22 protein-coding genes are annotated in these 24,358 nt (G+C 36.9%); 16 read left to right on the forward strand and 6 right to left on the reverse strand.

All coding sequences use genetic code 11. The features are described from left to right. Nucleotides 1-14: 14 nt before the first annotated feature. The 4 genes from MF646_RS14140 (at nucleotide 15) to MF646_RS14155 (ending at nucleotide 7,072) form a co-directional block, all read left to right on the forward strand. On the forward strand, nucleotides 15-1,748 hold the full coding sequence (locus MF646_RS14140; protein ID WP_250097157.1) for a sensor histidine kinase: 1,734 nt from the start codon (nucleotides 15-17) through the stop codon (nucleotides 1,746-1,748). 17 nt (nucleotides 1,749-1,765) lie between these two features. Beyond that, entirely contained in the window at nucleotides 1,766-2,500 is a 735-nt protein-coding gene (locus tag MF646_RS14145) for a LytR/AlgR family response regulator transcription factor (protein ID WP_250097158.1), read from the forward strand. 191 nt (nucleotides 2,501-2,691) lie between these two features. Further along, on the forward strand, nucleotides 2,692-4,134 hold the full coding sequence (locus MF646_RS14150; protein ID WP_250097159.1) for a carbon starvation CstA family protein: 1,443 nt from the start codon (nucleotides 2,692-2,694) through the stop codon (nucleotides 4,132-4,134). A gap of 238 nt (nucleotides 4,135-4,372) precedes the next feature. Further along, the gene (locus MF646_RS14155) at nucleotides 4,373-7,072 is read left to right on the forward strand and encodes a P-loop NTPase family protein (RefSeq protein WP_250097160.1); all 2,700 of its coding nucleotides are present in this window, start codon (nucleotides 4,373-4,375) and stop codon (nucleotides 7,070-7,072) included. 82 nt (nucleotides 7,073-7,154) lie between these two features. Here MF646_RS14155 and MF646_RS14160 read toward each other — a convergent pair whose 3' ends face one another. Next, nucleotides 7,155-7,505: a hypothetical protein gene (locus tag MF646_RS14160; protein ID WP_250097161.1), complete on the reverse strand. Its 351-nt coding sequence runs from the start codon at nucleotides 7,503-7,505 to the stop codon at nucleotides 7,155-7,157. 232 nt (nucleotides 7,506-7,737) lie between these two features. Between MF646_RS14160 and MF646_RS14165 the strand changes: the two genes are divergently transcribed. The 5 genes from MF646_RS14165 to MF646_RS14185 all read left to right on the forward strand — a co-directional run bounded on the left by MF646_RS14165 (nucleotide 7,738) and on the right by MF646_RS14185 (nucleotide 14,055). After that, on the forward strand, nucleotides 7,738-7,965 hold the full coding sequence (locus MF646_RS14165) for a hypothetical protein (protein WP_250097234.1): 228 nt from the start codon (nucleotides 7,738-7,740) through the stop codon (nucleotides 7,963-7,965). A 49-nt stretch (nucleotides 7,966-8,014) separates the two neighbouring features. After that, nucleotides 8,015-10,618, forward strand: a complete 2,604-nt coding sequence (gene adhE / locus MF646_RS14170) for a bifunctional acetaldehyde-CoA/alcohol dehydrogenase (protein WP_250097162.1) — start codon at nucleotides 8,015-8,017, stop codon at nucleotides 10,616-10,618. 201 nt (nucleotides 10,619-10,819) lie between these two features. Beyond that, entirely contained in the window at nucleotides 10,820-12,142 is a 1,323-nt protein-coding gene (locus MF646_RS14175; protein WP_250097163.1) for a S8 family peptidase, read from the forward strand. A gap of 224 nt (nucleotides 12,143-12,366) precedes the next feature. Next, a complete protein-coding gene (locus tag MF646_RS14180) occupies nucleotides 12,367-13,713 on the forward strand; it encodes a flavin monoamine oxidase family protein (RefSeq protein ID WP_250097164.1) in 1,347 nt (448 codons plus the stop codon). 93 nt (nucleotides 13,714-13,806) lie between these two features. Next, complete coding sequence (locus MF646_RS14185; protein ID WP_250097165.1) at nucleotides 13,807-14,055, forward strand: hypothetical protein; 249 nt, start codon at nucleotides 13,807-13,809, stop codon at nucleotides 14,053-14,055. A gap of 263 nt (nucleotides 14,056-14,318) precedes the next feature. Here the strand turns inward: MF646_RS14185 and MF646_RS14190 are convergent, their stop codons facing one another. Further along, nucleotides 14,319-14,564, reverse strand: coding sequence for an HPr family phosphocarrier protein (locus MF646_RS14190; RefSeq protein WP_250097166.1), 246 nt, complete (start codon nucleotides 14,562-14,564; stop codon nucleotides 14,319-14,321). 273 nt (nucleotides 14,565-14,837) lie between these two features. Here MF646_RS14190 and MF646_RS14195 point away from each other — a divergent pair, with 273 nt between their 5' ends. Together MF646_RS14195 and MF646_RS14200 are read left to right on the forward strand one after the other, a co-directional pair. Then, nucleotides 14,838-15,584 carry a Cof-type HAD-IIB family hydrolase gene (locus tag MF646_RS14195; protein ID WP_250097167.1) on the forward strand — a complete coding sequence of 249 codons (747 nt, stop codon included), beginning with the start codon at nucleotides 14,838-14,840 and terminating at the stop codon, nucleotides 15,582-15,584. A 193-nt stretch (nucleotides 15,585-15,777) separates the two neighbouring features. After that, the gene (locus MF646_RS14200) at nucleotides 15,778-16,467 is read left to right on the forward strand and encodes a hypothetical protein (RefSeq protein WP_250097168.1); all 690 of its coding nucleotides are present in this window, start codon (nucleotides 15,778-15,780) and stop codon (nucleotides 16,465-16,467) included. 88 nt (nucleotides 16,468-16,555) lie between these two features. Here MF646_RS14200 and MF646_RS14205 read toward each other — a convergent pair whose 3' ends face one another. Further along, nucleotides 16,556-17,329, reverse strand: coding sequence for a 3D domain-containing protein (locus MF646_RS14205; RefSeq protein ID WP_250097169.1), 774 nt, complete (start codon nucleotides 17,327-17,329; stop codon nucleotides 16,556-16,558). 477 nt (nucleotides 17,330-17,806) lie between these two features. Between MF646_RS14205 and MF646_RS14210 the strand changes: the two genes are divergently transcribed. Then, entirely contained in the window at nucleotides 17,807-17,995 is a 189-nt protein-coding gene (locus MF646_RS14210) for a hypothetical protein (protein ID WP_250097170.1), read from the forward strand. Nucleotides 17,996-18,110: 115 nt separating this feature from the next. On the opposite strand, the gene MF646_RS14215 is transcribed toward MF646_RS14210, so the two are convergent. Next, entirely contained in the window at nucleotides 18,111-19,124 is a 1,014-nt protein-coding gene (locus MF646_RS14215; RefSeq protein WP_250097171.1) for a DUF3231 family protein, read from the reverse strand. Between the two features lie 160 nt (nucleotides 19,125-19,284). Here MF646_RS14215 and MF646_RS14220 point away from each other — a divergent pair, with 160 nt between their 5' ends. Further along, nucleotides 19,285-19,641, forward strand: coding sequence for a hypothetical protein (locus MF646_RS14220; protein ID WP_250097172.1), 357 nt, complete (start codon nucleotides 19,285-19,287; stop codon nucleotides 19,639-19,641). A 40-nt stretch (nucleotides 19,642-19,681) separates the two neighbouring features. Here MF646_RS14220 and MF646_RS14225 read toward each other — a convergent pair whose 3' ends face one another. After that, complete coding sequence (locus tag MF646_RS14225) at nucleotides 19,682-20,371, reverse strand: sporulation protein (protein WP_250097173.1); 690 nt, start codon at nucleotides 20,369-20,371, stop codon at nucleotides 19,682-19,684. A 193-nt stretch (nucleotides 20,372-20,564) separates the two neighbouring features. On the opposite strand from MF646_RS14225, the gene MF646_RS14230 reads away from it, so the two are divergent. Together MF646_RS14230 and MF646_RS14235 are read left to right on the forward strand one after the other, a co-directional pair. Next, entirely contained in the window at nucleotides 20,565-21,203 is a 639-nt protein-coding gene (locus MF646_RS14230) for a hypothetical protein (RefSeq protein ID WP_250097174.1), read from the forward strand. Nucleotides 21,204-21,494: 291 nt separating this feature from the next. Then, complete coding sequence (locus MF646_RS14235) at nucleotides 21,495-22,694, forward strand: L-lactate MFS transporter (protein ID WP_250097175.1); 1,200 nt, start codon at nucleotides 21,495-21,497, stop codon at nucleotides 22,692-22,694. A gap of 44 nt (nucleotides 22,695-22,738) precedes the next feature. Here MF646_RS14235 and MF646_RS14240 read toward each other — a convergent pair whose 3' ends face one another. Then, a complete protein-coding gene (locus tag MF646_RS14240; RefSeq protein ID WP_250097235.1) occupies nucleotides 22,739-22,825 on the reverse strand; it encodes a YjcZ family sporulation protein in 87 nt (28 codons plus the stop codon). Between the two features lie 232 nt (nucleotides 22,826-23,057). Between MF646_RS14240 and MF646_RS14245 the strand changes: the two genes are divergently transcribed. After that, complete coding sequence (locus tag MF646_RS14245) at nucleotides 23,058-24,176, forward strand: NAD(P)/FAD-dependent oxidoreductase (protein ID WP_250097176.1); 1,119 nt, start codon at nucleotides 23,058-23,060, stop codon at nucleotides 24,174-24,176. Nucleotides 24,177-24,358: the final 182 nt, after the last annotated feature.

A 24,358-nucleotide genomic window follows, 5' to 3' on the forward strand; every position in this document is an offset into this window, starting at 1 on the left:
CAGGAGATATAATGATGTGGGAATTAATATTAGTCATGCTTGAGCGGTTAGGAATCATTGTTACAGTGGCTTTTGTTATGACTCGGTTTAAGTTTGTTCGTCACTTAATCGAAAGGCGTGAAATATCTAAAAGATCAAGAATAAGTGTCATTGCTATTTTTGGCTTATTTGGAATTATTGGTACATATACAGGACTGAAAATTAACCCCGAACAAGCTACGTATTTCCGCTGGGTAATCGATTTGGGAGATGGTGAAGCGATTGCTAATTCCCGTGTGATAGGAGTTGTTGTAGCAGGGCTATTAGGTGGGTGGAAAGTAGGAGTGGGAGCAGGAGTAATAGCAGGAGCTCATCGTTATTTACTAGGTGGCTTTACTGGTTTTGCCTGTGGAGTGTCGACAATTATTGCCGGGGCAATTGCAGGCTATTTTTATAAAAAGAAAAAAAACACTCGAATTATCTCCTTACAAACAGCATTAATTGTAGGAATGCTCGCAGAAGCAGTTCAAATGGGAGTCATTTTATTACTTGCACGCCCTTATGATCGTGCTTTGCTTTTAGTTCAGGATATCGGTGTTCCGATGATCGTTGCAAATGGGATTGGGACAGCTATCTTTATTTTAATTATACGTAATGTCATCCAAGAAGAAGAGAAAATGGGCTCCATTCAAGCTCAAAAGGCATTAAAATTAGCAGATTTAACATTGAAGTATTTACGGAAAGGATTAACGGAACAATCTGCTTACCCTACGTGTCAAATTTTATTAAAAGAAATCCGAGTTGATGCCGTTTCTATTACCAATCATGAAAAAATCCTTGCATTTACAGGTGTAGGGGAGGATCATCATCTACCTAACCAAAAGGTACAGACCGTTGCAACAAGGCGAGTCTTAAAAGAAGGAAAGCTCGTCATTGCCAAACAGGAGGAAATAGATTGCGGTGTAAATCACTGCTTATTACAAGCTGCAATTATTGCCCCTTTAAAAATCAAGGAACAAACGATTGGCACGTTAAAATTTCACTTTAAGAATGAGAAAGGTCCTTCCCCAACAACCATTGAATTAAGCAAAGGGTTGTCAACATTATTAAGTCATCAGCTTGAACTCTCTGAAGTAGATCGTCATTTGGAGCTCGCTAAGCAAGCTGAGATTAAAGCTTTACAGGCCCAGGTCAGTCCTCATTTTTTATTTAACGCTTTAAATACTATTGTTGCTTTAGTAAGGACGGATCCTATGAAAGCGAGAAAACTGTTAATTTCACTTTCACACTTTTTTCGACAAAATTTAGCTGGAACGACTGCGACTGAAACCTCTTTAGAAGAAGAAATTAAACATGTGAAAGCTTATTTAGAAATTGAGCAAACTCGATTTTCGGATAAATTGTCTGTTCAGTATGAGATTGATGATGAGGCATTAACTTGCAGGTTACCGCCAATGACGTTACAACCAATTGTAGAAAATGCCATTAAGCATGGATTAAAGCAACTGCAACAGGGGAGTCTTCTTTCTATTATTGTAAAGAAGCAGAAAGATGTAGTGTTCATCTCAATTTGTGATAACGGGACAGGAATAGAGGCAGAGCGAATACAAGAACTAGGCAATGAAAAGGTGCCGTCTAAAACAGGTACAGGAATAGGGTTAGCTAATATTAATAGAAGGCTAGAGATGATGTATGGAGTTGAGTCGACACTACGAATTGATAGTGAACTTGGAGAAGGCACAACCGTTTCATTCTCAATACCGAAATAATGTAGAGAGGTGCGCAAGTGAAAAAAACATTAAAAATTGTCATTATTGATGATGAACCCTATAGCCGTGATGAGTTAACCTTTCTCTTAAATCAATATGAGGAAGTGGAGATCGTTGGCGAAGCTGATTCCGGGGAGAAAGGGTTAGAGGTGGTCATGCGAAAAGAGCCCGATGTTGTATTTATAGATATAGAAATGCCACAAATGTCTGGCTTAGATTTAGCTAAAGCACTCCAAAATATGAAACACGTTCCATTAATTGTTTTTGCAACCGCATATGCTGATTATGCTGTAAAAGCGTTTCGTGTTCAGGCACTAGACTATTTAGTTAAACCGTTTGATGATGAACAAATAGATGAAGTGTTAAAGCGAATGAAGGAACGGCTGTCAGAATCCTCGAAAGGAGTAGACCTAACTGCAGGTGTAGGCAAATTAGCAGTAGAAGATGAAGGGCGAATTGTTTATCTTTCTCCTAAAGATATTGCTTATCTGTTTCGCGAAGATCGAGAAACAATGATCTGTGCCAATGAACGAAAATATAGCTCAAGGACGCCAATTAAAGATTTAGAAGAAAAATTAAAAGGGTACCCCTTTTTTCGAACTCACAAAAGTTACTTAGTGAATTTAGACAAAATTGAAGAGTTAATCCCCTGGTTCAATGGTGCCTATCAATTAAAAGTCGTTGGGCAAAAAGAAGAAATTCCAGTCAGTCGAAATTATGTAAAGGCGCTAAGAGAGCGTCTAGAGTTGTGATATCCATTAAGGTGAATGCATAATGTGGGGTGCATTCGCCTTTTTTTATTATTTGGAACAACTTTTATTGCATGTGGGACATTATTTTAAACATGTTAGTCACTATTTTGAACATGTTATCACAATTTCGACACAAAGAGGGTGTAAGAAGGTAAAATGAAAGCGTATTCAAAAGAAAGAGGTGTTATAAAATGATTACATTTCTAGTATCTATTGCACTATTAATAATAGCTTATTTTACGTATGGTAAATTGATTGAAAAAATGTTTGGGGTTAAGGAATCAAGACCTACTCCAGCTTATAGCATGAAAGACGGTGTCGATTATATTCCAATGGGAACAAATCGGAATTCGTTAATTCAGCTATTAAATATTGCGGGTGTAGGACCAATTTTCGGACCAATTATGGGAGCGCTTTACGGACCGGTGGCTTTTATCTGGATTGTTGTCGGTTGTATCTTTGCAGGGGCGGTTCATGACTATTTAACAGGTATGATCTCGATTCGTAACAAAGGGGCGCATTTACCTCAATTAGCTGGTAAGTTTTTAGGGAAATCAATGAAGCATATTGTCAATGCAATTGCTGTTCTTTTGTTACTTCTTGTTGGAACCGTTTTCGTGACAGCTCCAGCAGGACTATTGTTTAACTTAATGGATGGGTTAGTTGCACTAGGAATAATCACAGCGGTTATTTTCGCTTATTATATTTTAGCAACGATGCTGCCTGTTGATAAAATCATTGGAAAAGTTTATCCAATCTTAGGAGCACTATTAGTTATTAGTGCGATTGGAATTGGAGGAATGTTAATTTTCACTGGTGCACCAATTCCAGAATTAACATTTGAGAATATGCATCCAGCTGGAACAGCCGTATTTCCAATTCTTATGATTACCATTGCTTGTGGTGCAATTTCAGGATTTCATGCAACACAATCACCGATAATTTCAAGAACACTTCAAAATGAACAGAATGGTCGTAAAGTATTTTACGGCATGATGATAGTAGAGGGGATTATCGCAATGATTTGGGCAGCAGCTGCTATGAGTTTATTTTACGGAACGGATTTAGCTGCTTTAATTGATTCAGGTGGTGCTGGACTTGTTGTTAGTGAAGTTGCTTTCACATTGTTAGGAGCAATTGGTGGAACGTTAGCTGTACTTGGTGTCATTGTTCTTCCAATCACATCTGGTGACACAGCCTTCCGTTCGGCTCGAATGATTATTGCTGATTATATTAAAGTTCCACAGTTGAAGATTACTAGTCGTCTTTGGATTGCGTTACCATTATTCGTGATTTCGTTCATCCTGACTACAATGGACTTCACTTTATTATGGAGATACTTTGGTGTAACCAATGCAGCAATAAGTGCAATTGCCTTATTTGTTGGTGCTATGTATCTAGCTATTCAATTTAAATTTCATTGGGTTGCAACAATACCAGCAACATTTATGACGATGGTTTCTTTAACATTTATCTTCAGTGCACCAATCGGATTTGGCCTGCCAATGGGAACATCTTATGTTGCTGCAACGATTGGAACAATAATTATTCTAGCTTTATTTGCTTACAAAATTAAATTAAATCGCGCCGAAGCGAATTTTGAGTTAGACGAAGATGAGAGCAAGGCAGCGTAACAAATGAAACCTGTATCCGCTTGGAGGATGCAGGTTTTTTTCCTGTTTCTTAAGCTTATTAAAACGAAATATGTAAAAATAATGATTTTAGTTTGATATTTTACATAATATTGTCGTTCAAATGAAATCAAACGGACATTAGGAATCAAAAAAAATCTGTTATAATAACTGAAATATTGTTTTAAGTAAATTCATAGTATTGATTAGACATATCTACAGCAAGGGAAGGATGCGACATATGAGAAAAGAGAATGAACTGATCAAAAAGCATTATTATAAACATTTTGTAGAAGAAAGAACCAATCAACCAATCGCCGTTCTTGCTGAAGCGATGTTAAAAGAGAATGAGGAAGAAACTAATTCCTCAATTCGCTATGCTCAAGGAGAAGTCTATTATCATAACAAAGACTACGAAACAGCCATTTTTAAGTGGGAGAAGGTTCAATGTGACTTAAAGTCATGGGCAATGAAAAACATTGCTGACAGTTATTATGAGGTAGGGGCACTCTCACAAGCTGAAGAAGGGTATTTAGCCATACATACAGAGAACTTGATTTTAAGAACTGAAATAGAATTACAACTATTTTCCCTATATATGGATCAACAACAATTAGATCAAGCTGCAAAAGTAATCAAAAACGTTGTGTCGTTAAATCCAGATTATTTGGATGTTACAGAAATTGCTCGTTCATTTTTTGAAGAGTATAGAGATTGGGATAGTGCAATTGATTTAGCGATTAATGAAGCAATCCGAACAGAGTCTATTGAATGGTTTGAAATCGTTCAAAAATATATTGATAGAGAATTAACTAAAACAATAGAACCTTCTTATTTTTTGCAGGCTCTAAAAACGTTATATTCAATTGATGTTAAGAAATTTGAACAAATAGTTGTAGTACTTTGGAAAAGCTACAGAAGTGAAGGAGAAGTATATTTCAAGTGGTTGACTGAGTTTAATGACCTTTTATTACAGCTTAATATTGACAAAACTGTATCTTGGCTTGATTTATCAAAATTATATGAACAAACTTATTTTGATCTAACAGCCGGTAAATATTTCATTAAAGAGATTGAACATATTGTCCCTAACCTTTTAAGCAATTGGATTCATACTGCGAAAAAATCTCAAGCAGTAGCTGCCGCTGGAGCTGTTCTTTCGTGGAATCAACTTGTATCAAATCTTAATACAAATACTGTTAATGAAGCAGAAATAATCTTAAGTCATGACCGTTCGGCAACAACTGACTCGATTGTACAAAGTTTGGAGCTATATGAATCTATCATTCGTTGGGCACAGGAACATGATTTAGAAATAGGGGATCGCATAGAGTGGAAGGTTCAACAACTGGTAGATTTTGATCGAAATTACTTAGTTGTAGCAGGGTCAGATACAAAAGGTAAAACAGCAATGATCAATCATTTATTAGGACATGAAGTTTTAAGTGAAGAATTACCTGCAACGTTTATGTTTAGAAATGGTAGTGAAACGATACTTCAAGAAATTAATGAAGAAGGTCATATTCATCCCGTTAACGAAGAATTGAGCGACATAGATCTTAAAGATAAAATGTTTGAATATGTGTTGCCAGCTTCATTTTTAGAAAAGAATAAGCTAACTATTTTATCGACAGAGCGGAATGAAGAATTAAATAACTACGCAGGTATGGCTGATGTGTTATTGTTTATCATAGATGCTAACTCAAGAATAACAAAATCTGATTATAATGTTCTTACAAAGATCCAGGATGAGTTTCCGAGCCTATCTATTCATTTTGTTATTAATAAGATGAATGTCATTTATAATGAACAAGAGGTTCAACGAATTGTTGAGGAAACAGAAGCAGCTATTAACGAGAACTTTCCAAATGCACAGATATACACAACTGAATCACGATTTGACGGCCTGAATCCAGTAATAAGTGGTCTATTTAAAAATAGAATGATAGAGAAAGAACGAAATGAAAGAATGTTAAAGGTAATACAAGAAACCATCGGTCATCTTCTAGAAAAGCGAGTGAAAATGGAAAAGAACTTAATGAATTCTGTTACTTGGAATGAAGAAGCTGTTCTAAAGCTGACAGGTGCCAATAATCAACTAATAGATATAGAAAAAGAAAAGATACAAGAAATAAAAGAGTCATATGTAGTCATTACTGATGAAATGAAAAAGAATTTAAGAGTGAACATCCCGAAAATATTGCGTGAGTGCTCAAGTTTTATTAAGGAAGATAGTGATTTTAGAAATATTCATGTTGAACTTAATAGAAAAATGAATGAGCAAATTTCTACTTATTTAGAACAAACATTTTTACCGAAATTTTCTAATGTCTTGCAGGAATGGTTAGAAGTTTGTAATGTCGAATTCATTCAAAGTCAGTCATATTTAAAGGAAATGACTGAAGGGTTTAATCGGTTATATGAAAAAGAACGTTTTAAATTGCAATGTGATTTCCGTGTACTTGACGATTGGTACAGAGATGTTGACCGAATGACAAATGGTGTGCACTTAGAAAACGTCAATATATTGTTGAGATTAACACCTTCACAGCTTCTATTAAAGAGTTCAGGGAAATTTTTTGGAGTACTTCCTACAAATAAAGCACTAGTATTTAAAATGTACAAAAAATTTATTGAAAATGAAGAGTATAAGCAGGTTACCGAAACGATTATGAATCAGTACATGCTCCAGTTTGACTTATTTGGAAAGTCAATAGAGCGAGATATGAACTTGTTCTATAGAAGTCCGTTTAGTGTACTAAACGAAGCAATTGCAGAAGCACAATCAGAAATTGAAGGGCATAATGATGCGCTAGATTCGTTACGAGCTAATCCGGAAATTTATAAAGATCCGTTAACCTTATTTAAGGTTCGAGTTCATCAATATGAGTTAATGGAGCTTAGGGATTTGAACAAAAGTCAAAGCTTGGCAGTAAAGTAAGTGACCGCTGATCTCTCTCATAATGCCAAACAGCAGGGGCTTTAAAAGCTCCTGCTGTTTCTTTATTGACTTTGTGTTCTTTTTAGAATCCATCTTCTCCTGCAGTGTATGGGATATTCAGATTGTTTTCGACTGTACGTAAACGTTGGTTTAACCGGGTCATTCGTTCAAAATGACGCTCATCATTTTGGTTTAAACGAATGATCTCTTCGTTTATTCGGCCAATCTCGGCATTTAATCTTTGAATTTCTTCGTTTTGGCGTGTTAATTCTGTTACTTGCTGTTGAATTTGGCTTTCTAATTGGGCCACTCTTGATTCGAGTGTTGGTTGCCTGAAATGAGATAGCGGTTGTTGACGAGGTTGATAATAGGCATAAGATGATGACTCGTTTGGTTGCTGAACAAATCGAGAGTTATATTGATATGGGTTCATACGGCAGCTCTCCTCTGTAGTTTATTAGTCTAGATGACACTTTTACAGCCTATGTAGAACCCCCTTAATTGACAGGGCTTATGCCTAAATTGATAAAGAATAAAAAAGTCAAAAATTTATTTTTGAATAAATTTAAATTTTGTGATAAAAATCACTTTCAATCTATAAGCCTGGGAGTATGATCAATTTAGAAAGAGAAACAACTTGTAAAGTGATAGGAGATGAGGAGGAAATGATATTATGTGAATGGAAAGATTTCCAGACTGATACTGAAACATATTCTCAGGCTGACTTTGAGGAGTTGGTCAATGATGAGTTTGAAGCAATGATGTTTGAGGATGATGAAGAGATTCCTGCTTACATTTGGACAGTCAACTATGTATGTATTATAAAAAAGGGTACGAGAATGATTGCTGATATTTCTATTACAAAGATTCCTCGAAATCCAGTTTGTGCATAATTTTTTTAAAAATAACATGTGAAATGTTTCACAAGTGGAGGGTTCTAACATGGTTGTAGATCAAAAACAATTGGTAGAAAAAACGGATGTATTAAAAGCGGTAGATCAGTTAGTTAGCAATGGAAAAAAAGCATTAAAAGAATTCTTAACGTGTAATCAAGAGCAAGTTGATGAGGTTGTTAAAAGAATGGCTTTGGCTGGACTTGAACATCATATGGAATTAGCGAAGCTTGCTTTTGAAGAAACAAATCGTGGTGTATATGAGGATAAGATTATTAAGAATTTGTTTTCTACAGAATATGTGTACCATAACATTAAATATGACAAAACGGTCGGAATCATTCATGAAAACGAACATGATGGTTTGATTGAAATTGCTGAACCAGTTGGAGTCGTAGCCGGCGTTACACCTGTCACCAATCCAACATCTACAACAATGTTTAAAGCACTCATAGCAATTAAAACGAGAAACCCGATTATTTTTGCTTTTCATCCTTCTGCACAAAAATGTAGTAGCGAAGCGGCAAGAGTATTACGCGATGCAGCGATTTTAGCTGGTGCACCTGAACATTGTATCCAATGGATTGAAACACCTTCCATTGAAGCAACGAAGGCATTGATGAACCATGAAGGGACAGCATTGGTACTAGCCACAGGAGGCGCTGGAATGGTTAAATCAGCTTATAGTACAGGGAAGCCTGCGCTTGGGGTTGGCCCAGGTAACGTTCCTTGTTATATCGAAAAAACAGCGAATGTCAAGCGGGCAGTAAATGATTTGATCCTATCAAAAACATTTGATAATGGGATGATTTGTGCATCTGAGCAAGCGGTTATTATTGATGATGCCATCTATCAAGAAGTAAAACGGGAGTTAACGAATAATAAATGTTACTTCTTAAACGAAGAGGAGCGCGCAAAAGTAGAGAAGCTGGTGATTAATGAAACAACATGCGCTGTAAATCCAGATATCGTAGGAAAGCCAGCTGCATTTATTGCAAATTTAGCTGGTGTTACGGTCCCAGAGGATACCAAAATCTTGCTGGCGGAACTTAAAGGGGTTGGACCACAGTATCCATTATCTAGAGAGAAGCTTAGCCCAGTCCTTGCGTGTTATCGTGTGCGCTCTACAGCAGAAGGATTGAAACGAGCCGAAGAAATGCTTGAATTTGGTGGTCTAGGACACTCTGCTGTCATTCATACAAACAACGAAGATGTAATCCGACAATTTGGTATGAGAATGAAAGCATGCCGAATTATTGCCAATGCCCCTTCTTCTCAAGGTGCGATTGGTGACATCTATAACGCCTTTTTACCATCACTCACGCTTGGTTGTGGTTCTTATGGGAAGAACTCTGTATCTTCAAATGTGGGGACTGTTAACTTAGTAAATGTAAAAAAAGTAGCTCGGAGGAATGCAAATATGCAATGGTTTAAAATTCCACCGAAAGTGTATTTTGAGAAACATTCAACACAATATTTAGCGGTCATGCCTAATATTACAAAAGCGTTCATTGTTACTGATCCAGGTATGGTTAAACTTGGGTACGTTGATAAAGTGTTGCATTATTTACGTCAAAGACCAGACTATGTCCATTGCGAGATCTTTTCTGAAGTGGAGCCTGATCCATCTATCGAAACGGTAGAAAAAGGTGCAGCAATGATGAGAAGTTTTGAGCCGGATTGCATTATCGCACTTGGTGGAGGATCAGCAATGGATGCTGCAAAAGGAATGTGGTTATTTTACGAGCATCCAGATACAGATTTTCTTGGTTTGAAACAAAAGTTTCTTGATATTAGAAAACGCGTATTTAAATATCCAAAATTAGGAACACAGGCTCAATTTGTTGCGATTCCTACAACGTCTGGTACAGGTTCTGAAGTGACATCATTTTCTGTTATTACTGATAAAAACCAAAACATCAAGTATCCGTTAGCTGATTATGAGTTAACTCCTGATGTGGCCATTATCGATCCGCAATTTGTTATGACTGTTCCTAAACACGTAACGGCAGATACAGGAATGGATGTGTTAACCCATGCGATTGAAGCTTATGTGTCTATTATGGCGAATGACTATACAGATGGTTTAGCAATCAAAGCCATTCAGCTAGTGTTTGAATATTTACCTCGTGCTTATCGTAATGGCAGTGAAGAGGTAGCGCGTGAGAAAATGCATAATGCATCAACCATTGCAGGAATGGCCTTTGCGAATGCATTCCTTGGCATTAATCATAGTTTGGCTCATAAATTAGGAGCTGAGTTCCATATTGCTCACGGCCGTTCAAACACAATCTTAATGCCACATGTCATTCGTTATAACGCGAAAAAGCCAACGAAATTTGCAGCATTTCCAAAATACGAACACTTTGTGGCAGACAAGCGCTATGCAGAAATTGCTAGAATACTAGGCTTACCAGCAGCTACCACAGAAGAGGGAGTCGAGAGTCTCGTTCAAGCCATTATTAAGCTAGCAAAAGAAATGGATATTCCTATGAGCATTAAAGAAAATGGAGTAAATGAGAAGGAATTTGAAAGCAAAGTCGACTATCTGGCGGAGCGTGCATTTGAAGACCAATGTACAACGGCGAATCCGAAGCTGCCTCTAGTAAGTGAATTAGCTGAAGTCTATCGTTTAGCGTATAAGGGTGTGTAAGTACAAATAGTAACTAGGGTGTTCCAAAGGTCTAGAACGATCAGTGGAACACCCTCTTTTAGATTGGGAAATAGATTGTTTTATTGTTAACAGTTTCTTTATAGATACTAGCATATTTTTACTTGAGAGAGACAAGTACCGAGTCGAAACTTTTCAAACCTTCATAGATTAATATGATCTTAATCTAAGGAGGTTAGAACGTTGTTTGGTTTTCAAATGGTACAAATGGTGAGGAAGTATTCACATAAGCTGGATAAGCCATTACGTGATAAGGTTTTAAATTTGTATAAACCTTTTAAGTGGACACCTTGCTTCATGCATAACATGTTTGAAGGTGTTTTGAAAAGAACGAGGAGAATTAGGGTGATCATTGAATTTGACGAAGGCTGTTATAAAGAAGGTTGTCTGAATATGAATCAAATATTCAATAGCCGCCTTGGGTGTAAAATGAGAAACGAATTTCAGACTATCTCTTGTTGTAGTGCAGATCTTACACCTGCTGTTTTAGAAGAGTTGCTTATGAACTGTCCTCAGATTAAAAAGATTTCCTTAAATCGTGAAGTTCGCGCTTTGCTTGATACAGCAGTGATCTCTGCGAAGGCTAGAAATGTCATTCGAAATGGAACAGAACTGACAGGAAAAGGAATAACAGTTGCAGTCATTGATACAGGTATTTACCCTCATAATGACCTTTCGGGAAGGATTATTGATTTTGTTGACTTTATCAATCAAAGAAGCGAGCCGTATGATGACAACGGACATGGTACTCATTGTGCTGGAGATGCTGTTGGTGACGGGGCAGCCTCGTCAGGTGTCTATATGGGTCCTGCACCTGAAGCAAATGTAATTGGGGTAAAAGTATTAAATAAAATAGGTTCTGGGTCGTTGGAAACGGTCATGCAAGGAGTACAGTGGTGTATAGACTACAATGAAAGAAATCCTGAGCAGCCCATTCATGTCATTAACATGTCATTAGGTGCTCCGGCTCAGAGATATGCAAATGAACGTGAAGATCCGATGGTTCGTATCGTTGAGAGCGCTTGGGAAAGTGGAATTGTCGTTTGCGTAGCGGCTGGGAATGAAGGCCCTGAAGAAAGAACTATCGCAAGTCCGGGAATAAGTCAACAAGTTATCACGGTAGGAGCTCTTGATGATCGAAATACAATTGATCGAAGTGATGATGGTGTCGCCAGCTTTTCAAGTCGTGGGCCAACCATTTATGGAGCTCAAAAACCAGATTTGCTTGCTCCAGGAGTTAGCATTGTTTCATTACGCTCACCAAGATCTTATTTAGATAAATTACAGAAAGCGAGCAGAGTCAATTCTGAGTATTTCGTTTTGTCAGGAACATCAATGGCCACACCAATTTGTGCAGGTATTGTTGCACTAATGCTTGAGTCTAATCCAACATTGACACCTGCGGAAATAAAAGAACAGTTGCTTAACGGTACTGACTTATGGACAAACAGAGATCCAAATATTTATGGAGCAGGCTATATTAATGCAGAAGATTCAATTCAGTAAACTAACGCAGTAAAGGAGTAAAGAGGGGTCTGACCCTTACCTATAGGGGTATGAAGAATCGAAGGGGATTTCTGTTCGAGGGCACTGAATAGGTGAAAGTTGACCTTTCAGTGCTCTATTTCTGCATTTTCGAATAAGTACATGTCAGAGTGAATAAAAAGTATGAAAATGGCCCTATCCTTTTAAAGATCAGCTTTTTTCGATACAGAAAGTAGGGAGATCTCATGAAAGGGCTAAATGAAGTTAACGTCGTGATTGTCGGTGCTGGATTAGCAGGATTAACAGCAGCTCACGAGTTAAAGAAAAGAGATGTTTCTTTTATTATTTTGGAAGCGCGAAGCAGGGCAGGTGGTAGGGTTTATAGTACAATGTCAGATGAGAATCTTCCTATTGACTTAGGAGCACAATGGATTGGGCCAGGTCAAAAGAGAATGATGAGGCTTGCAGAAGAATATAATCTACAACTTACACCAACTTTTCAAAAAGGAAAAACACTTTTCCACTTAAGAGGAAAGAAGAATAAAACAAAAGGGAATATGCCTAAACTATCAGCTCTTGCCACTCTTAATATGATGATTCTAAAAAAGAAAATAGACAAGTTGAGTAAACAAATTCCGGCAAATGAACCATGGACTTCAGAGCTCGCTAAGCAGTTAGACAAAATGACGTTAGAGGAATTTATACAAGTTCATTCACATTCAAACTCTGCATCGGCTTATTATAGATTAATTATAGAAGAACTACTCTGTGCAAAATTATATGAAGTCTCGGCTCTTGACTTTTTATGGTGCATAAAGTCTGCTGGTTCAATAGATGACCTGTTAGCAGCAGAGAGTTTTTGGTTTAAAGATGGTGCAGGGAAGCTTATTGATAAATTAATAGAGCCACTTACAGAATTTATTTATTTTGATCACCCTGTCCAACGTATTATATACGAAGAGAAGAAAGCTGTTGTTTATGCCCGAAATCAGTCATGGACAACCTCAGAAGTAATCATAACCATTCCACCTAATTTTATTACAAACATTCACTTTGACCCACCTCTGCCATCAGATCGAGTGCAACTAAGTGAACGAGCAGGTTTACCTTCTGTCACAAAGTTAATTTTTATTTATGACCGACCTTTTTGGAGGGAGTTAGGACTAAATGGAACGGCTTATAGTGATCAACCTCCAGTAAACTTGACGATTGACAGCTCACCAGAAGATGGAAAAAGAGGAATATTAACAGTTTTAATAGGTAGCAAATCAGCTAGAGATTTAGCTAGTATGAAGGCTGAAGCGCGACATGATTTAGTAAAAAAGGCGTTAATTCGCTTCTTTGGAAAAGAAGCTGAATTACCTCTTCGGGTATTTGAGAAAGATTGGACAGCTGATATGTGGACCCATGGTGGATACGGGACTCACTTTCCAACAGGAGTAATTAGTCACTTTGGGCCATCTCTTATTGAGCCAGTTGGGCCAATACATTGGGCTGGAACAGAAACAGCTTTTGAGTGGAGGATGTATATGGAGGGGGCTGTTCAATCAGGAGAAAGAGTAGTTAGTGAGGTTTTAAATCGTTTGAAGTGAATAGGTATAGGTATGAGTGGAGGAATAAACAGTCATACTGTATAAAACATCCTTGTCGTAGAAGGAAGCTCTAAAAGGAAAGAGGAGAGACTAATGACTATAATAGCAGGTTCCGATTATCAAATTTCTCAAAATATTCAAGGGAATTTTAATTCAGCAGAGATTTTAACGGTTATTCGTCAAAGTGGAAACAGTGTGCAGTTTACCCTTGGTAATGGAAAAGGTCATGGCTCTATGCCACTTGACCATATGCAGTTTTTACTGAAGAAGAATGAATTGCGGTACGTTCCTAATAAACAAAAAATGTTAAAAGAAGAAAATAACGAGGAACAAATTAGTTAAAAGAAAAATCAAGAAGAGGGTTGTCTCAATAGGTCCAAAACAGGAAGCCACTGAAAAAGGTAAAAACCAACCTTTTTCAGTGGCTCTTATTTAAGTAGCAATGGCTTCGCACGTTGCAAGCCTGGTATGAGAAACCCACTCGTACCAGGCTTTTTATAAAGATTGCACCGGCTTCGCACATTGCTTCGAGGACATTGATAAAGGTAAAAATCGACCTTTCTCAGTGCCCGCCCAAAACAGACCGTTTGAGCCGCCCCCTTATTCTATATCTTTTTAAAAAATCCTGTTGAAAGCAAGGCATCAATGCCTTCTGTTTGACTACTGTCATGTACTTCCAATTCAATTTCTTGATTCGGTTGTAGGGAGATGGCTAGCAACCCTAATAAACTTTTTGCGTCAATCTCCCAGTGATCTTTTTTGATGAGAATGGTTTCAGGAAACTCGCTTGCTTTGTTTACAATTTGACTAGCTGTCTCCGCCACAATAGGTTGTAATACCTTTACACGCATGGTGTTCCACTCCCTTTATTGTTATAAAAATGACTAAGTAGCGATATATATTGATAATATATTTGCAAACCTAAGAAAAATGCTAAAAAACTTATAAAGAGTATGGGAGATAAGATCACATCATATCTATATGTACCCCAGAGAAAAGAGGGGGCCAATGAGGAGGGTGCTGAAAAAGTGATTTTCCTTTCAGTGGCCTCTAAATGAGTACGCCCTTTTTATCTGAAAATTTGTTAATATATAAATAAGTACAGTTTTAAGTAGGAGGCAGGAATGGAAAAACAGGACCATAAACCAATTAAATTGATCGCAATTGATATGGATGGCACTCTTTTAAATGAGCGTAAAGAAATTTCTTTGGAAAATCGGAAAGCAATTAAAGAAGCTGAAGAAAAAGGGGTACATGTCGTAATTAGTACAGGAAGAACGAGAATGACATGTGATGACTTAGTGAATTCTCTTTCTTTAAATTCTTATCTTATCACCGTTAATGGAAGTGAAATTTGGGATGAACATGGTGAATTGGTTGAAAGGAAATTGTTAAATACGTCATACATAGAACAAATGTGGAAGTTAAAGCAGACACACGAAACATTTTGTTGGGCTGCCTCTGTTGATAATGTATGGAGGGATTCATTTCCAGAGGATTTATCTAAACATCAATGGATGAAATTTGGCTTCGATATTAAAGATGACCAAGTGAGAAACATCGTTTTAGAGGAACTCTCCAAAAATCCTGATCTTGAGATTACCAATTCAAGTCCTACGAACCTAGAGATTAACGCTGCTGGGGTTAATAAAGCAAAAGCAATTGAGAAAGTGTGCAATCGGCTTGGAATTACAATGGATAATGTCCTTGCACTAGGTGATAGCTTAAATGACTTAGCAATGATAAAAGAAGCTGGAATAGGTGTAGCAATGGGGAATGCACAGCCATATGTGAAAGAGTCAGCTAATTGGGTTACTTCTACCAATGAGGAAGATGGTGTAGCAAAAGCAATACGAAGATGGGTGTTGTAAGAGGGGTTATCCTAAAGGTGAAAATATACCTTTGGGATAATCCCTTTCCATTATTGAGTACAAGATAGAACTAGAGGTGATTAAAAAAATGATTTTCGTCTAAGTAAATAAGCAGAGAAATTATCTAAAGGAAAAAGAGAGCATTAGTAGAATCTCACATACAATATGAAAATCCAAAAGAAAGGGAGAGACGATGAAAAAAAGAACGTTGGTATTTGTTGGAGTTGTCCTGGCAGCGGTCTTCCTTGCACTAATTATATTTGCTTCAACTGGTGATGAAAGTGTAAAGCATAATGAGGATAGTATAGAAGAACAACCACAGTATGATGAAAATATTGATAAGGAAGAGGAAAGCGAGCAAGTTGAACAAACAGAAAATGCAATTGAAACGTACCGAGTTTTCAATGATTACCAGCTTGATCATATTGGATATTTAAGTGAAGGGCGCACTTTTTACCATAGTGATGAGGATGTTTATGTACTCGGATATGGACACGAGGCACACGCAGTTACCCGATATGAGCTTTACGAAATAAACGAAGGTGAGGTTTCTATTATTAGAAGTTTGACCGAAGACAGCGAGCATTTTGAACATATTGAATCCATAATTTCAGAGGAGAATTGGGAAGAAGAAATGGTTAAGTATTTACTAGATAGTGTTGAACCACAAGATGAGTTATTTTTTTCATATGATCCAACAATTGACGAAGTAGATGTTGTCTTAGAACAAGGTTCATATGCACTATATCCTGTAACGGTAGGAGAAAAAACATTATATTTTAAACAAAGCGAAGGCTTGTGGGCAAAAGAATATCGGGATGATTTGACCATCGATATGTATGGAGAGAAACAGTTCGCTGTGCGCAAAAACGAAATGAACTAAGTTAGAAGGGGTATCCTAAAGATCGTTTATGACCTTTTTGGGATACCCCTTACTCTGTTCCTAACTTCCGGAGAAGAGTCGTTTGGAATTAATGGTAAACTTTCACATTTACTTCTTGTACACCCCAGTTGATTGCATCTTGCTTATTTGGGATGAACAAATCGATTTTGTTTCCTTTAATGGCTCCGCCAGTATCACCAGCTATTGCATGGCCGTATCCTTCAACATAGACTTTTGAACCTAATGGGATGACAGACGGATCAACGGAAATCACTTTTTTATCTGGATTATCAATTAGGTTCAAGCCTGTTGCAGTTATTCCAGAGCAACCATTACATGATGCTGTATACGCTGTTGCAGTCATCGTTAGCTCCTGGGCAACATCCTCATTAGTGTTGGAATGATTTGATGTTGTTGATTCTGTTTTTTGTGTTTGTCCACTTGTTTGAGTTGCCTCTTTAGCTGATCCATTAATAGTAAGAGTCTGACCAGCAATGATCACATTAGGGTTAGAGATTTGATTCCACTCTTGTATCTGACTAGTTGTTACTCCATTAAACTTTCGAGCAATTGAAGTAAGGGTATCTCCTCTTTTAACAGTATATGTCTCTTGCTTGTTCGTTGCCTCTGCTTTTTCTTTTCCAGAACGAGAAACTTGTAGGCGATCCCCTGGGAATATTAGATTACTAGAAAGACTGTTCCACTCTTTTAACTCATCTAGTTGAATATTATTATTATTGGCAATTGACCACAACGTATCTCCCTTATTGACGGTTACTTCTTCTGCTGACGCGCTCATTCCAAACCCTAAAGATCCAACGAGTGCCGCTGCTGTTACTAATGAAACGATGCTTTTTCTCATAAATAGAATACCTCCAAAATTCATTATGTAACTTACTGAACTGATTCTATCATGGATTTTCCAGAGACAAAGAACAAGCTAGTAACAATTAGATTACGAATGTAACAGAGGTATGGGAAATTATGTACAAATTTGGTGATATGCTGAGTAATTCTTGTCTGGAATATGGTGAATAAAATGGGTGTTATCATTTTTTAGCTATGGTGCATGTATTTTCAACTAGTAAATTTGTGAGGAAATCTATCTTCAATAGATAACCAAAGGTGGAATAAGTCACCATGTAATGATGGATAAGAATCTTAAGACAATTCTATTTATTTTTGTTATAATTTAAGTAGAAAGTACATGGTGATCGAATTTTTTTGAAAAAGAAATCATATGCCTATACATCTATGAATAAGCTGAATATAAATAGAAGTAAGTGCAAAAAAGTTGATGTAGAACGGTTTCAACAAAATGTGCTAAGGAGGGTAAGCAATGGATTATATTATGTTTTGTGATCATTGTGGGATGCCCAAGCCAATTGTAGAGCACATCATGAGGGAATACTTTTGGATAGCTCACCAAGTATATTGCAGTAATTGTGAGAAGCCTAATCAAATCCCAAAATATTTACAAGAACTAGCATTAGAAATGCATAAACAACATTATGGCAAAAATGAATAAATCGGGTAGACCTCATGTAGGACAAGCGCCTGCAGTAGGCGAGGGCTATTAATTAAAAAACATGTCCTGTTATATTTTTGGACATGTTTTTTAATATTGTTTAAAACTCATTCTCTTATGAATGAGTTCCTTTTTTTATTAATTGTTTTCGGTCACTTGATTGAGGAGGTTCTTCTAGCCAGTTGTTTTTTAACATAATATCTAACCCGTCTTTTGCGTAAACGGCAACTTCAACAGATAACTTCTGATAAAGACCGATTAAGTCATATCTCATACTCGCTGTTGAAGCAGTTGAATAATTTCCTTGCCCTGTTGCACTTAGGACACTTTTTAAAAACATCATTAGTTTATCGGAGAATACACGAGTTGTAGAATCAGTGACGCCCACATCAGAAGGAACCGGAGCTGGTACATCTGATTCAGTCAGTAAATTACTGAAGAGTTGTGCATGTTTTTCGCCAGTCTCTTTTCCTTTTATAAAGTAATTTTTAACATCTTTATTATCGGTCGTTTGTGCAAATCCAGTACAGATGGCTTTTCCGATGGAGTTTGTTTTAAGGTTTTCAAATAGGTGAGAGATTTCTACTACATTTAAAGATCTTTTGTGAAATGGGTTTAAGCCGCTTGTGAAATAGGATTTTCCTTCTATAAATTCCACTTCATCTGGCTTTGTAATAGAAGGAGGTCTAACGTACAAGCCTTTCTCTAAACTAATTTCAATCGTTTTATTTAATAATGTAGAATATTCAATTAGAATCTTCGTGAAAAGCCCCCGAATATCGCTTCTGGTAGAAACTGCTTGTGCTGCACTATAAGCTGGTGTTCCGGCTTTCCCCATTGTTTCTATGAATAACAACATTAAATCATCTGTAAACAATCTTGGTGCTTGTAAATTGACATCAGTATTAGAAAAAGCATAAGGAATTGGAAGTAGTTCTAAATGAAAGATTGATCTTATCTCACTTTTTACGTTCTCAGTTAGCATTAAGCTTTTTTCAACGAGGAATTTAATATCCTTGTCCTGAACAGTTGACTGGAAATGTTTCATGATCTGAATAGTCATGCTATTTTGTATGTAATGTGTCCAAAGCATTCCAATTTCTGAAGCTGTTAAGATGGGTTTGTCCATAGGGCACCTCTTTTGGAAAATAAATGATCTACTCATAACGTTCCCAACAAAAAGAAGAATTATGAGAGTGTGAAATTAAGATTGACGTAATAGTGCTGTAACCTTTTAAAGAATAGTTTCGTTTTTATAAAAACGATATTTTTGAGAGGAGATAGGTGAGATGGTGAAACAAGTATATCATTATGCAGTTGCCTTTATTACGTTAATTATGGTGATAAGTGGAGGGGTGTTTGCCTTCATGTCTATGGCCGATTATGTATCTCCAAATATTTATATAGAAACATTTGAAGACTACAAAAGCATGAGGGAGCATAAAAATGAAACAGAACACGAGGCTTCCATAAGCGAAAATGACCTGATAGCTCAGTACGATGCAATGCTGAAACAGCAGCTAGAATATCGAAAACAATCAGCTCTTAATGGTTTAATAAAAAGTTTAGGCTGGATTTTCATTCCTCTTCCCATTTTCGTCTTTTTCCAGCGAAAAATTAACAGAGAAAAGAATATCACTAAGTAACAAAAGAAATGCAGGAGCAACCATTTATCTGCTCCTGCAACTACAATTTAGACCTCTCGATCCCAAGTAATTGTTTGGGAATATCCCTCTTTCGATCCATAGCTATTTGCCTTACTTGATCCCCTTGAATAATGTTAATGATTATATCCTTTTCGTTGCCAACAAAATATATTTTTTTATCTTGTTCGTTAACTAATTCAAATACTTGTAAGCAATGAGTAGGGTTTGATTTCGTAGGGGCTTTACGATGACAAAGTCCACTGTTTACAGTATGGCGAAACCCGTTCTTTTTAAGATGATGCATTATCGCCTCAATAAAAGGGTCATAAACAATGAAGTCATGTTCGTCTACAGGGTGGTTAAAAAAATTAATATTCAATTCAGTGTGTAAGTGAATCTTTTGATCAGAAAAGGTAATGGGTGTATAGTGAGGCAAAGTAAAAGAAAATGGTATAACTTTTTCTTCATTGGGTTTGATAAGGAGGCGGTCAATAATTTTCACTTCATGAATGGGTTCGGTCATTTCGTGAATTTCTGTCATGACATCATCGTTTCTTTGAAACTCAGTATCGACATGAATATATACCTCTGAAATACTTTGTACTACCTTTCCTCCAAATATATGAACCTCTCCCGTTACTTCTTTTCCACGTTCAATTTCCCTCTGAAATAAAACCGTATTCACTTTTGCAGAACCTATTCCTATTGACGATAGCAGTTTCTTTAGCATGTAATTCACTCCCTATTTCACTATCAATCAGTTTTTGCTAATTTGAAGTATTGGCTCTATAACATATGCAGATAGTGATGGAAGTTCTTGTGCTTATACTTTTATAAGCTGTATAAAATCGTAGGATCTGCGCATTAGACGCTTCTTTCCATCATAGTTATCAAGACAAGCATGAATAGGAAGGAGTACGAAAGTGTCCTATATACATGAAAATGGTTGGTTGTTATTTGTAGTGTCAGAGGGGATTACATGGGTTTTAGTTTTCTTGTTTTTGCTTAGTCGATATTGGCTACGTTTTGATCGATTAAGTCAGATGTGGTTAGTGTTTATAGTGGGAATTAATATTTTTCAAATTCTGCTTGGGGGAATTGACTTTTATTTTACGGGTGAAATTTCTTTTTTTCAAATTGTTATTGTCCTTTTTATTACATATGCTTGTACGTTAGGGAGTTCAGATTTTGCTCGGTTAGATCAATTTATAAAGCGGAAATTTGATCGAGGGCGAAATACAGATCAGCGAACTTCTGAAGGACATGCTGATAAGAAACATATAACCTATCGCTTTTCGTTATTTTTCTATCATACACTTGGATTTTGTCTCATTCATATTATTTGGTATATGTCAGATCGTTCTTATTTTAATCATTTTCAAGAATATGTGTATTTCATTACAAATGGTTGGTTTGATGTTGTTGATTACGACTTGTTAACAAGTCCAGCTTATTTCTTACTATCTTATATATGGAGCATGATTTATGTCTTTGAGGCAGTCGTTATTCTTGCGTATGTAATAGTAACAATTTTAAGAAAAGGGCAAAAAACAGTTTCATAGCTTCATTGACAGTAATAGAACTTTTCCCATATAATGAGTCAGGAATGATTTTTCGACAATTATTTAAGATAGCTTTGATCAATGTTTACGGTAAACAAGGGTATGAGAAATCTATAGTAATTTTCTAAGAATTATTTATTAGACACGTAATGTATATATTGGGTTGCTAAAGTAAACACAATGTGAGTACTGAAGAGACCAACGATGATAAGTTATCACCGTTGGTCTCTTTTGTTTTGTTTTCAAACAATTCTAATAATGAGGATTCTAAAATGTAAGGGAGGATATGAGATGAATAGATGGTTCGTCGTATTAGGAGCAGTTATTATTCAAATTAATTTAGGAGCTGTGTACGCGTGGAGCTTATTTAACCAACCATTAATGAATAAGTTTGGCTGGGCAAGGGAAGATGTTGTTGTGACATTCTCCATAACAATTGCAACGTTTGCGTTAGCAACGATCTTTGCTGGAAGGTTACAAGATAAAATTGGTCCAAGATGGGTTGCAACGATTGGTGGGATATTACTTGGGCTTGGGTTAATCCTAGCTAGTCAAGCAACAACTTTATTCCAATTGTATTTCTTTTATGGCGTAATTGGCGGAATTGGAATTGGAATGACTTATGTATGTCCCTTATCAGCATGTGTGAAGTGGTTTCCTGATAAGAGAGGTTTAATTAGTGGGGTAGCCGTAGCTGGCTTTGGATTAGGTGGATTAATTTTTAAACCTATTATTGAATGGCTAATTGAGGGGATGGGTGTTTCGTCAACATTCTTGTATCTAGGTTTTATTTATTTGACTTTAGTTGTTGCAGGTGCGCAGTTACTTAAAAATCCACCTGTTGAAGAGTTTACGAGACCTTCTTCTAAAGCAATACCAGAATTAAGTAACCATTTTTCACCGAAACAAATGCTAGGGACATATCAATTTTACTTATTATGGTTTATGTTCTTGTTTGGCAGCATGTCCGGGTTAATGGTTATAAGTTTTGCTGTTGATATTGGCGTTGATATTGTTAACTTGGATATCGAAAAAGCTGCAAATGCTGTTATGGTGATTGCGTTATTTAACGCAGCCGGACGAATTGTATTAGGAAGAGTATCAGATACACTTGGCCGTATAAATACGTTAATGATCATTTATGGAGTAACGGCCCTCATTATGTTCTATATGAGTACAGGAATGATGAACTATACAACCTTTTTACTTTCAGTTTCATTAATAGGTTTTTGCTTTGGGGGGTTTTTGGCACTATTTCCTTCGGTTACAGCTGATTATTATGGGACAAGAAATATGGGAAGTAATTACGGTCTTATGTATCAAGCGTACGGAATTTCTGCCTTTGCAGGACCGATTATTGTAAAAGCAATTCCGTTGACACAAGCATTTTTACTTTCAGCCTTGTTCTGTGTGCTGGCTCTTGTTATGGCAAAGTTAGTATCTATTCCGAAAAAGAAAGTTGTAAGTGAAATCGTTAAGCAAGCGTCTTAATTTAGAAAAAGGCAAGGGAATATTTTCCCTTGCCTCTTGTATTTTTAATATACGTACGCAGAACCTACAATAACTAATAAAATGAAAAGCACAACGATTAATGTGAAGCTGCTTCCTGTAACGTGACTCATAAGTGAATTCCTCCTTTTGAGTTGGTACACTCATACCTTATGTAGTGACGATCAAAATGGGTGGGCGGATATCATGCATTTGATAAGATTGGGCGAGAGGCCACTGAAAAAGGTACGGTTTTGACCTTTTTCAGTGGCCTTTAATGCGATTGAAATGAGACCATGTTTGAGGTTCGTGGAAGGATTCTGTAAAATTAAATAGATGTAGAAAAACAAAGAAAAGGTGTAGTAGATGAAAACATTTATTGTAGTTGGAGCGGGAATTTTAGGTGCTGCGACCGCTTATCATCTTGTGAAGGCGGGAGCTAATGTAACAATTGTTGATAGACATGATAAAGGCAAAGGAACAGATGCTGCTGCTGGAATTGTTTGTCCATGGTTATCTCAGCGTCGCAATCAAGCATGGTACCAGTTAGCAAAAGGTGGGGCAAAATATTATCCGGAGCTAATTAAACAATTAGAAGAAGATGGTGAAACAGAAACAGGTTATGCAAAAGTTGGTGCAATCAGCCTTCATACAGATGAACATAAATTAGATAAGATGGAAGAAAGGGTTAGAAAACGTCGTGAAGATGCACCTGAAATTGGTGAGATTACACGGTTGACTCCTGCTGAAACGAAATCACTCTTTCCACCTCTATCAGGTGAATATGGATCTGTTCATGTGAGTGGTGCAGCTCGTGTAAACGGGAAAGCACTATGTGATGCATTAATTCATGCTGCCAAAAAACGAGGTGCTACATATATAAAGGGTGATGCAAAGCTAACACGAAATGGAACTCAAGTGACAGGTGTTCAGGTTGAGGAAAAGATACATTTGGCTGATCAAGTTATTATTACAACGGGTGCTTGGGTAAAAGAATTATGTACGCCGTTAGGGATAGACTTCTTAATCAAACCCCAGAAAGCACAAATTGTTCATTTAGAATTACCTGAAACAAATACGGATTCGTGGCCCGTTGTCATGCCACCAACGAATCAGTACTTATTAGCTTTTGAAGGCAGTCGACTCGTTGTGGGAGCTACGCATGAAGATGACGTCGGTTATGATACACGTGTGACGGTTGCCGGAATGCATGAAATTTTTGAAAAGGCACTGATGGTTGCACCAGGGTTAGCAAATAGCACGGTGCTTGAAACAAAGGTAGGTTTTAGACCGGTAGCACCAGGGTTCCTGCCTGTTATTGGACCAATCCCAAATTTCCAAGGGATTTTGGTTGCGAACGGATTAGGAGCTTCTGGGTTAACAGTTGGTCCGTATGTTGGTGCCGAGCTTGCGAAGGCAGCACTTGGTAAAGAAACAAGCATTGATTTTAAGTTGTATGATGTTGCTGGAGCAATCAAAATATAAAAAGGTTGTTTTATCGTATTAGAGAACCGAGACAAACTCGGTTCTTTTATTCGTATTGATTCAAGCGACTATGGTACTTACTAAAAAAATCACAAAAACATGTGCGTAAATAAACAAATAGGAACAGAGAATTATCTAGCGATCTCGCAAAAGTTGTAAAAGTGTTCTTTAGAAATGAAAAA

It is taken from the genome of Halalkalibacter alkaliphilus, assembly GCF_023555415.1.
In the GTDB taxonomy this organism is placed as follows: Bacteria; Bacillota; Bacilli; order Bacillales; family Bacillaceae_D; genus Halalkalibacter; species Halalkalibacter alkaliphilus.

Coding starts and splice junctions, on each gene's coding strand:
- MF646_RS14140 (WP_250097157.1), top strand. CDS start 15: ATGTGGGAATTAATATTAGTCATGCTTGAGCGGTTAGGAATCATTGTT.
- MF646_RS14150 (WP_250097159.1), top strand. CDS start 2,692: ATGATTACATTTCTAGTATCTATTGCACTATTAATAATAGCTTATTTT.
- MF646_RS14155 (WP_250097160.1), top strand. CDS start 4,373: ATGAGAAAAGAGAATGAACTGATCAAAAAGCATTATTATAAACATTTT.
- MF646_RS14160 (WP_250097161.1), bottom strand. CDS start 7,505: ATGAACCCATATCAATATAACTCTCGATTTGTTCAGCAACCAAACGAG.
- MF646_RS14165 (WP_250097234.1), top strand. CDS start 7,738: ATGATATTATGTGAATGGAAAGATTTCCAGACTGATACTGAAACATAT.
- adhE (WP_250097162.1), top strand. CDS start 8,015: ATGGTTGTAGATCAAAAACAATTGGTAGAAAAAACGGATGTATTAAAA.
- MF646_RS14180 (WP_250097164.1), top strand. CDS start 12,367: ATGAAAGGGCTAAATGAAGTTAACGTCGTGATTGTCGGTGCTGGATTA.
- MF646_RS14185 (WP_250097165.1), top strand. CDS start 13,807: ATGACTATAATAGCAGGTTCCGATTATCAAATTTCTCAAAATATTCAA.
- MF646_RS14190 (WP_250097166.1), bottom strand. CDS start 14,564: ATGCGTGTAAAGGTATTACAACCTATTGTGGCGGAGACAGCTAGTCAA.
- MF646_RS14195 (WP_250097167.1), top strand. CDS start 14,838: ATGGAAAAACAGGACCATAAACCAATTAAATTGATCGCAATTGATATG.
- MF646_RS14200 (WP_250097168.1), top strand. CDS start 15,778: ATGAAAAAAAGAACGTTGGTATTTGTTGGAGTTGTCCTGGCAGCGGTC.
- MF646_RS14205 (WP_250097169.1), bottom strand. CDS start 17,329: ATGAGAAAAAGCATCGTTTCATTAGTAACAGCAGCGGCACTCGTTGGA.
- MF646_RS14210 (WP_250097170.1), top strand. CDS start 17,807: ATGGATTATATTATGTTTTGTGATCATTGTGGGATGCCCAAGCCAATT.
- MF646_RS14215 (WP_250097171.1), bottom strand. CDS start 19,124: ATGGACAAACCCATCTTAACAGCTTCAGAAATTGGAATGCTTTGGACA.
- MF646_RS14220 (WP_250097172.1), top strand. CDS start 19,285: ATGGTGAAACAAGTATATCATTATGCAGTTGCCTTTATTACGTTAATT.
- MF646_RS14225 (WP_250097173.1), bottom strand. CDS start 20,371: ATGCTAAAGAAACTGCTATCGTCAATAGGAATAGGTTCTGCAAAAGTG.
- MF646_RS14235 (WP_250097175.1), top strand. CDS start 21,495: ATGAATAGATGGTTCGTCGTATTAGGAGCAGTTATTATTCAAATTAAT.
- MF646_RS14240 (WP_250097235.1), bottom strand. CDS start 22,825: ATGAGTCACGTTACAGGAAGCAGCTTCACATTAATCGTTGTGCTTTTC.
- MF646_RS14245 (WP_250097176.1), top strand. CDS start 23,058: ATGAAAACATTTATTGTAGTTGGAGCGGGAATTTTAGGTGCTGCGACC.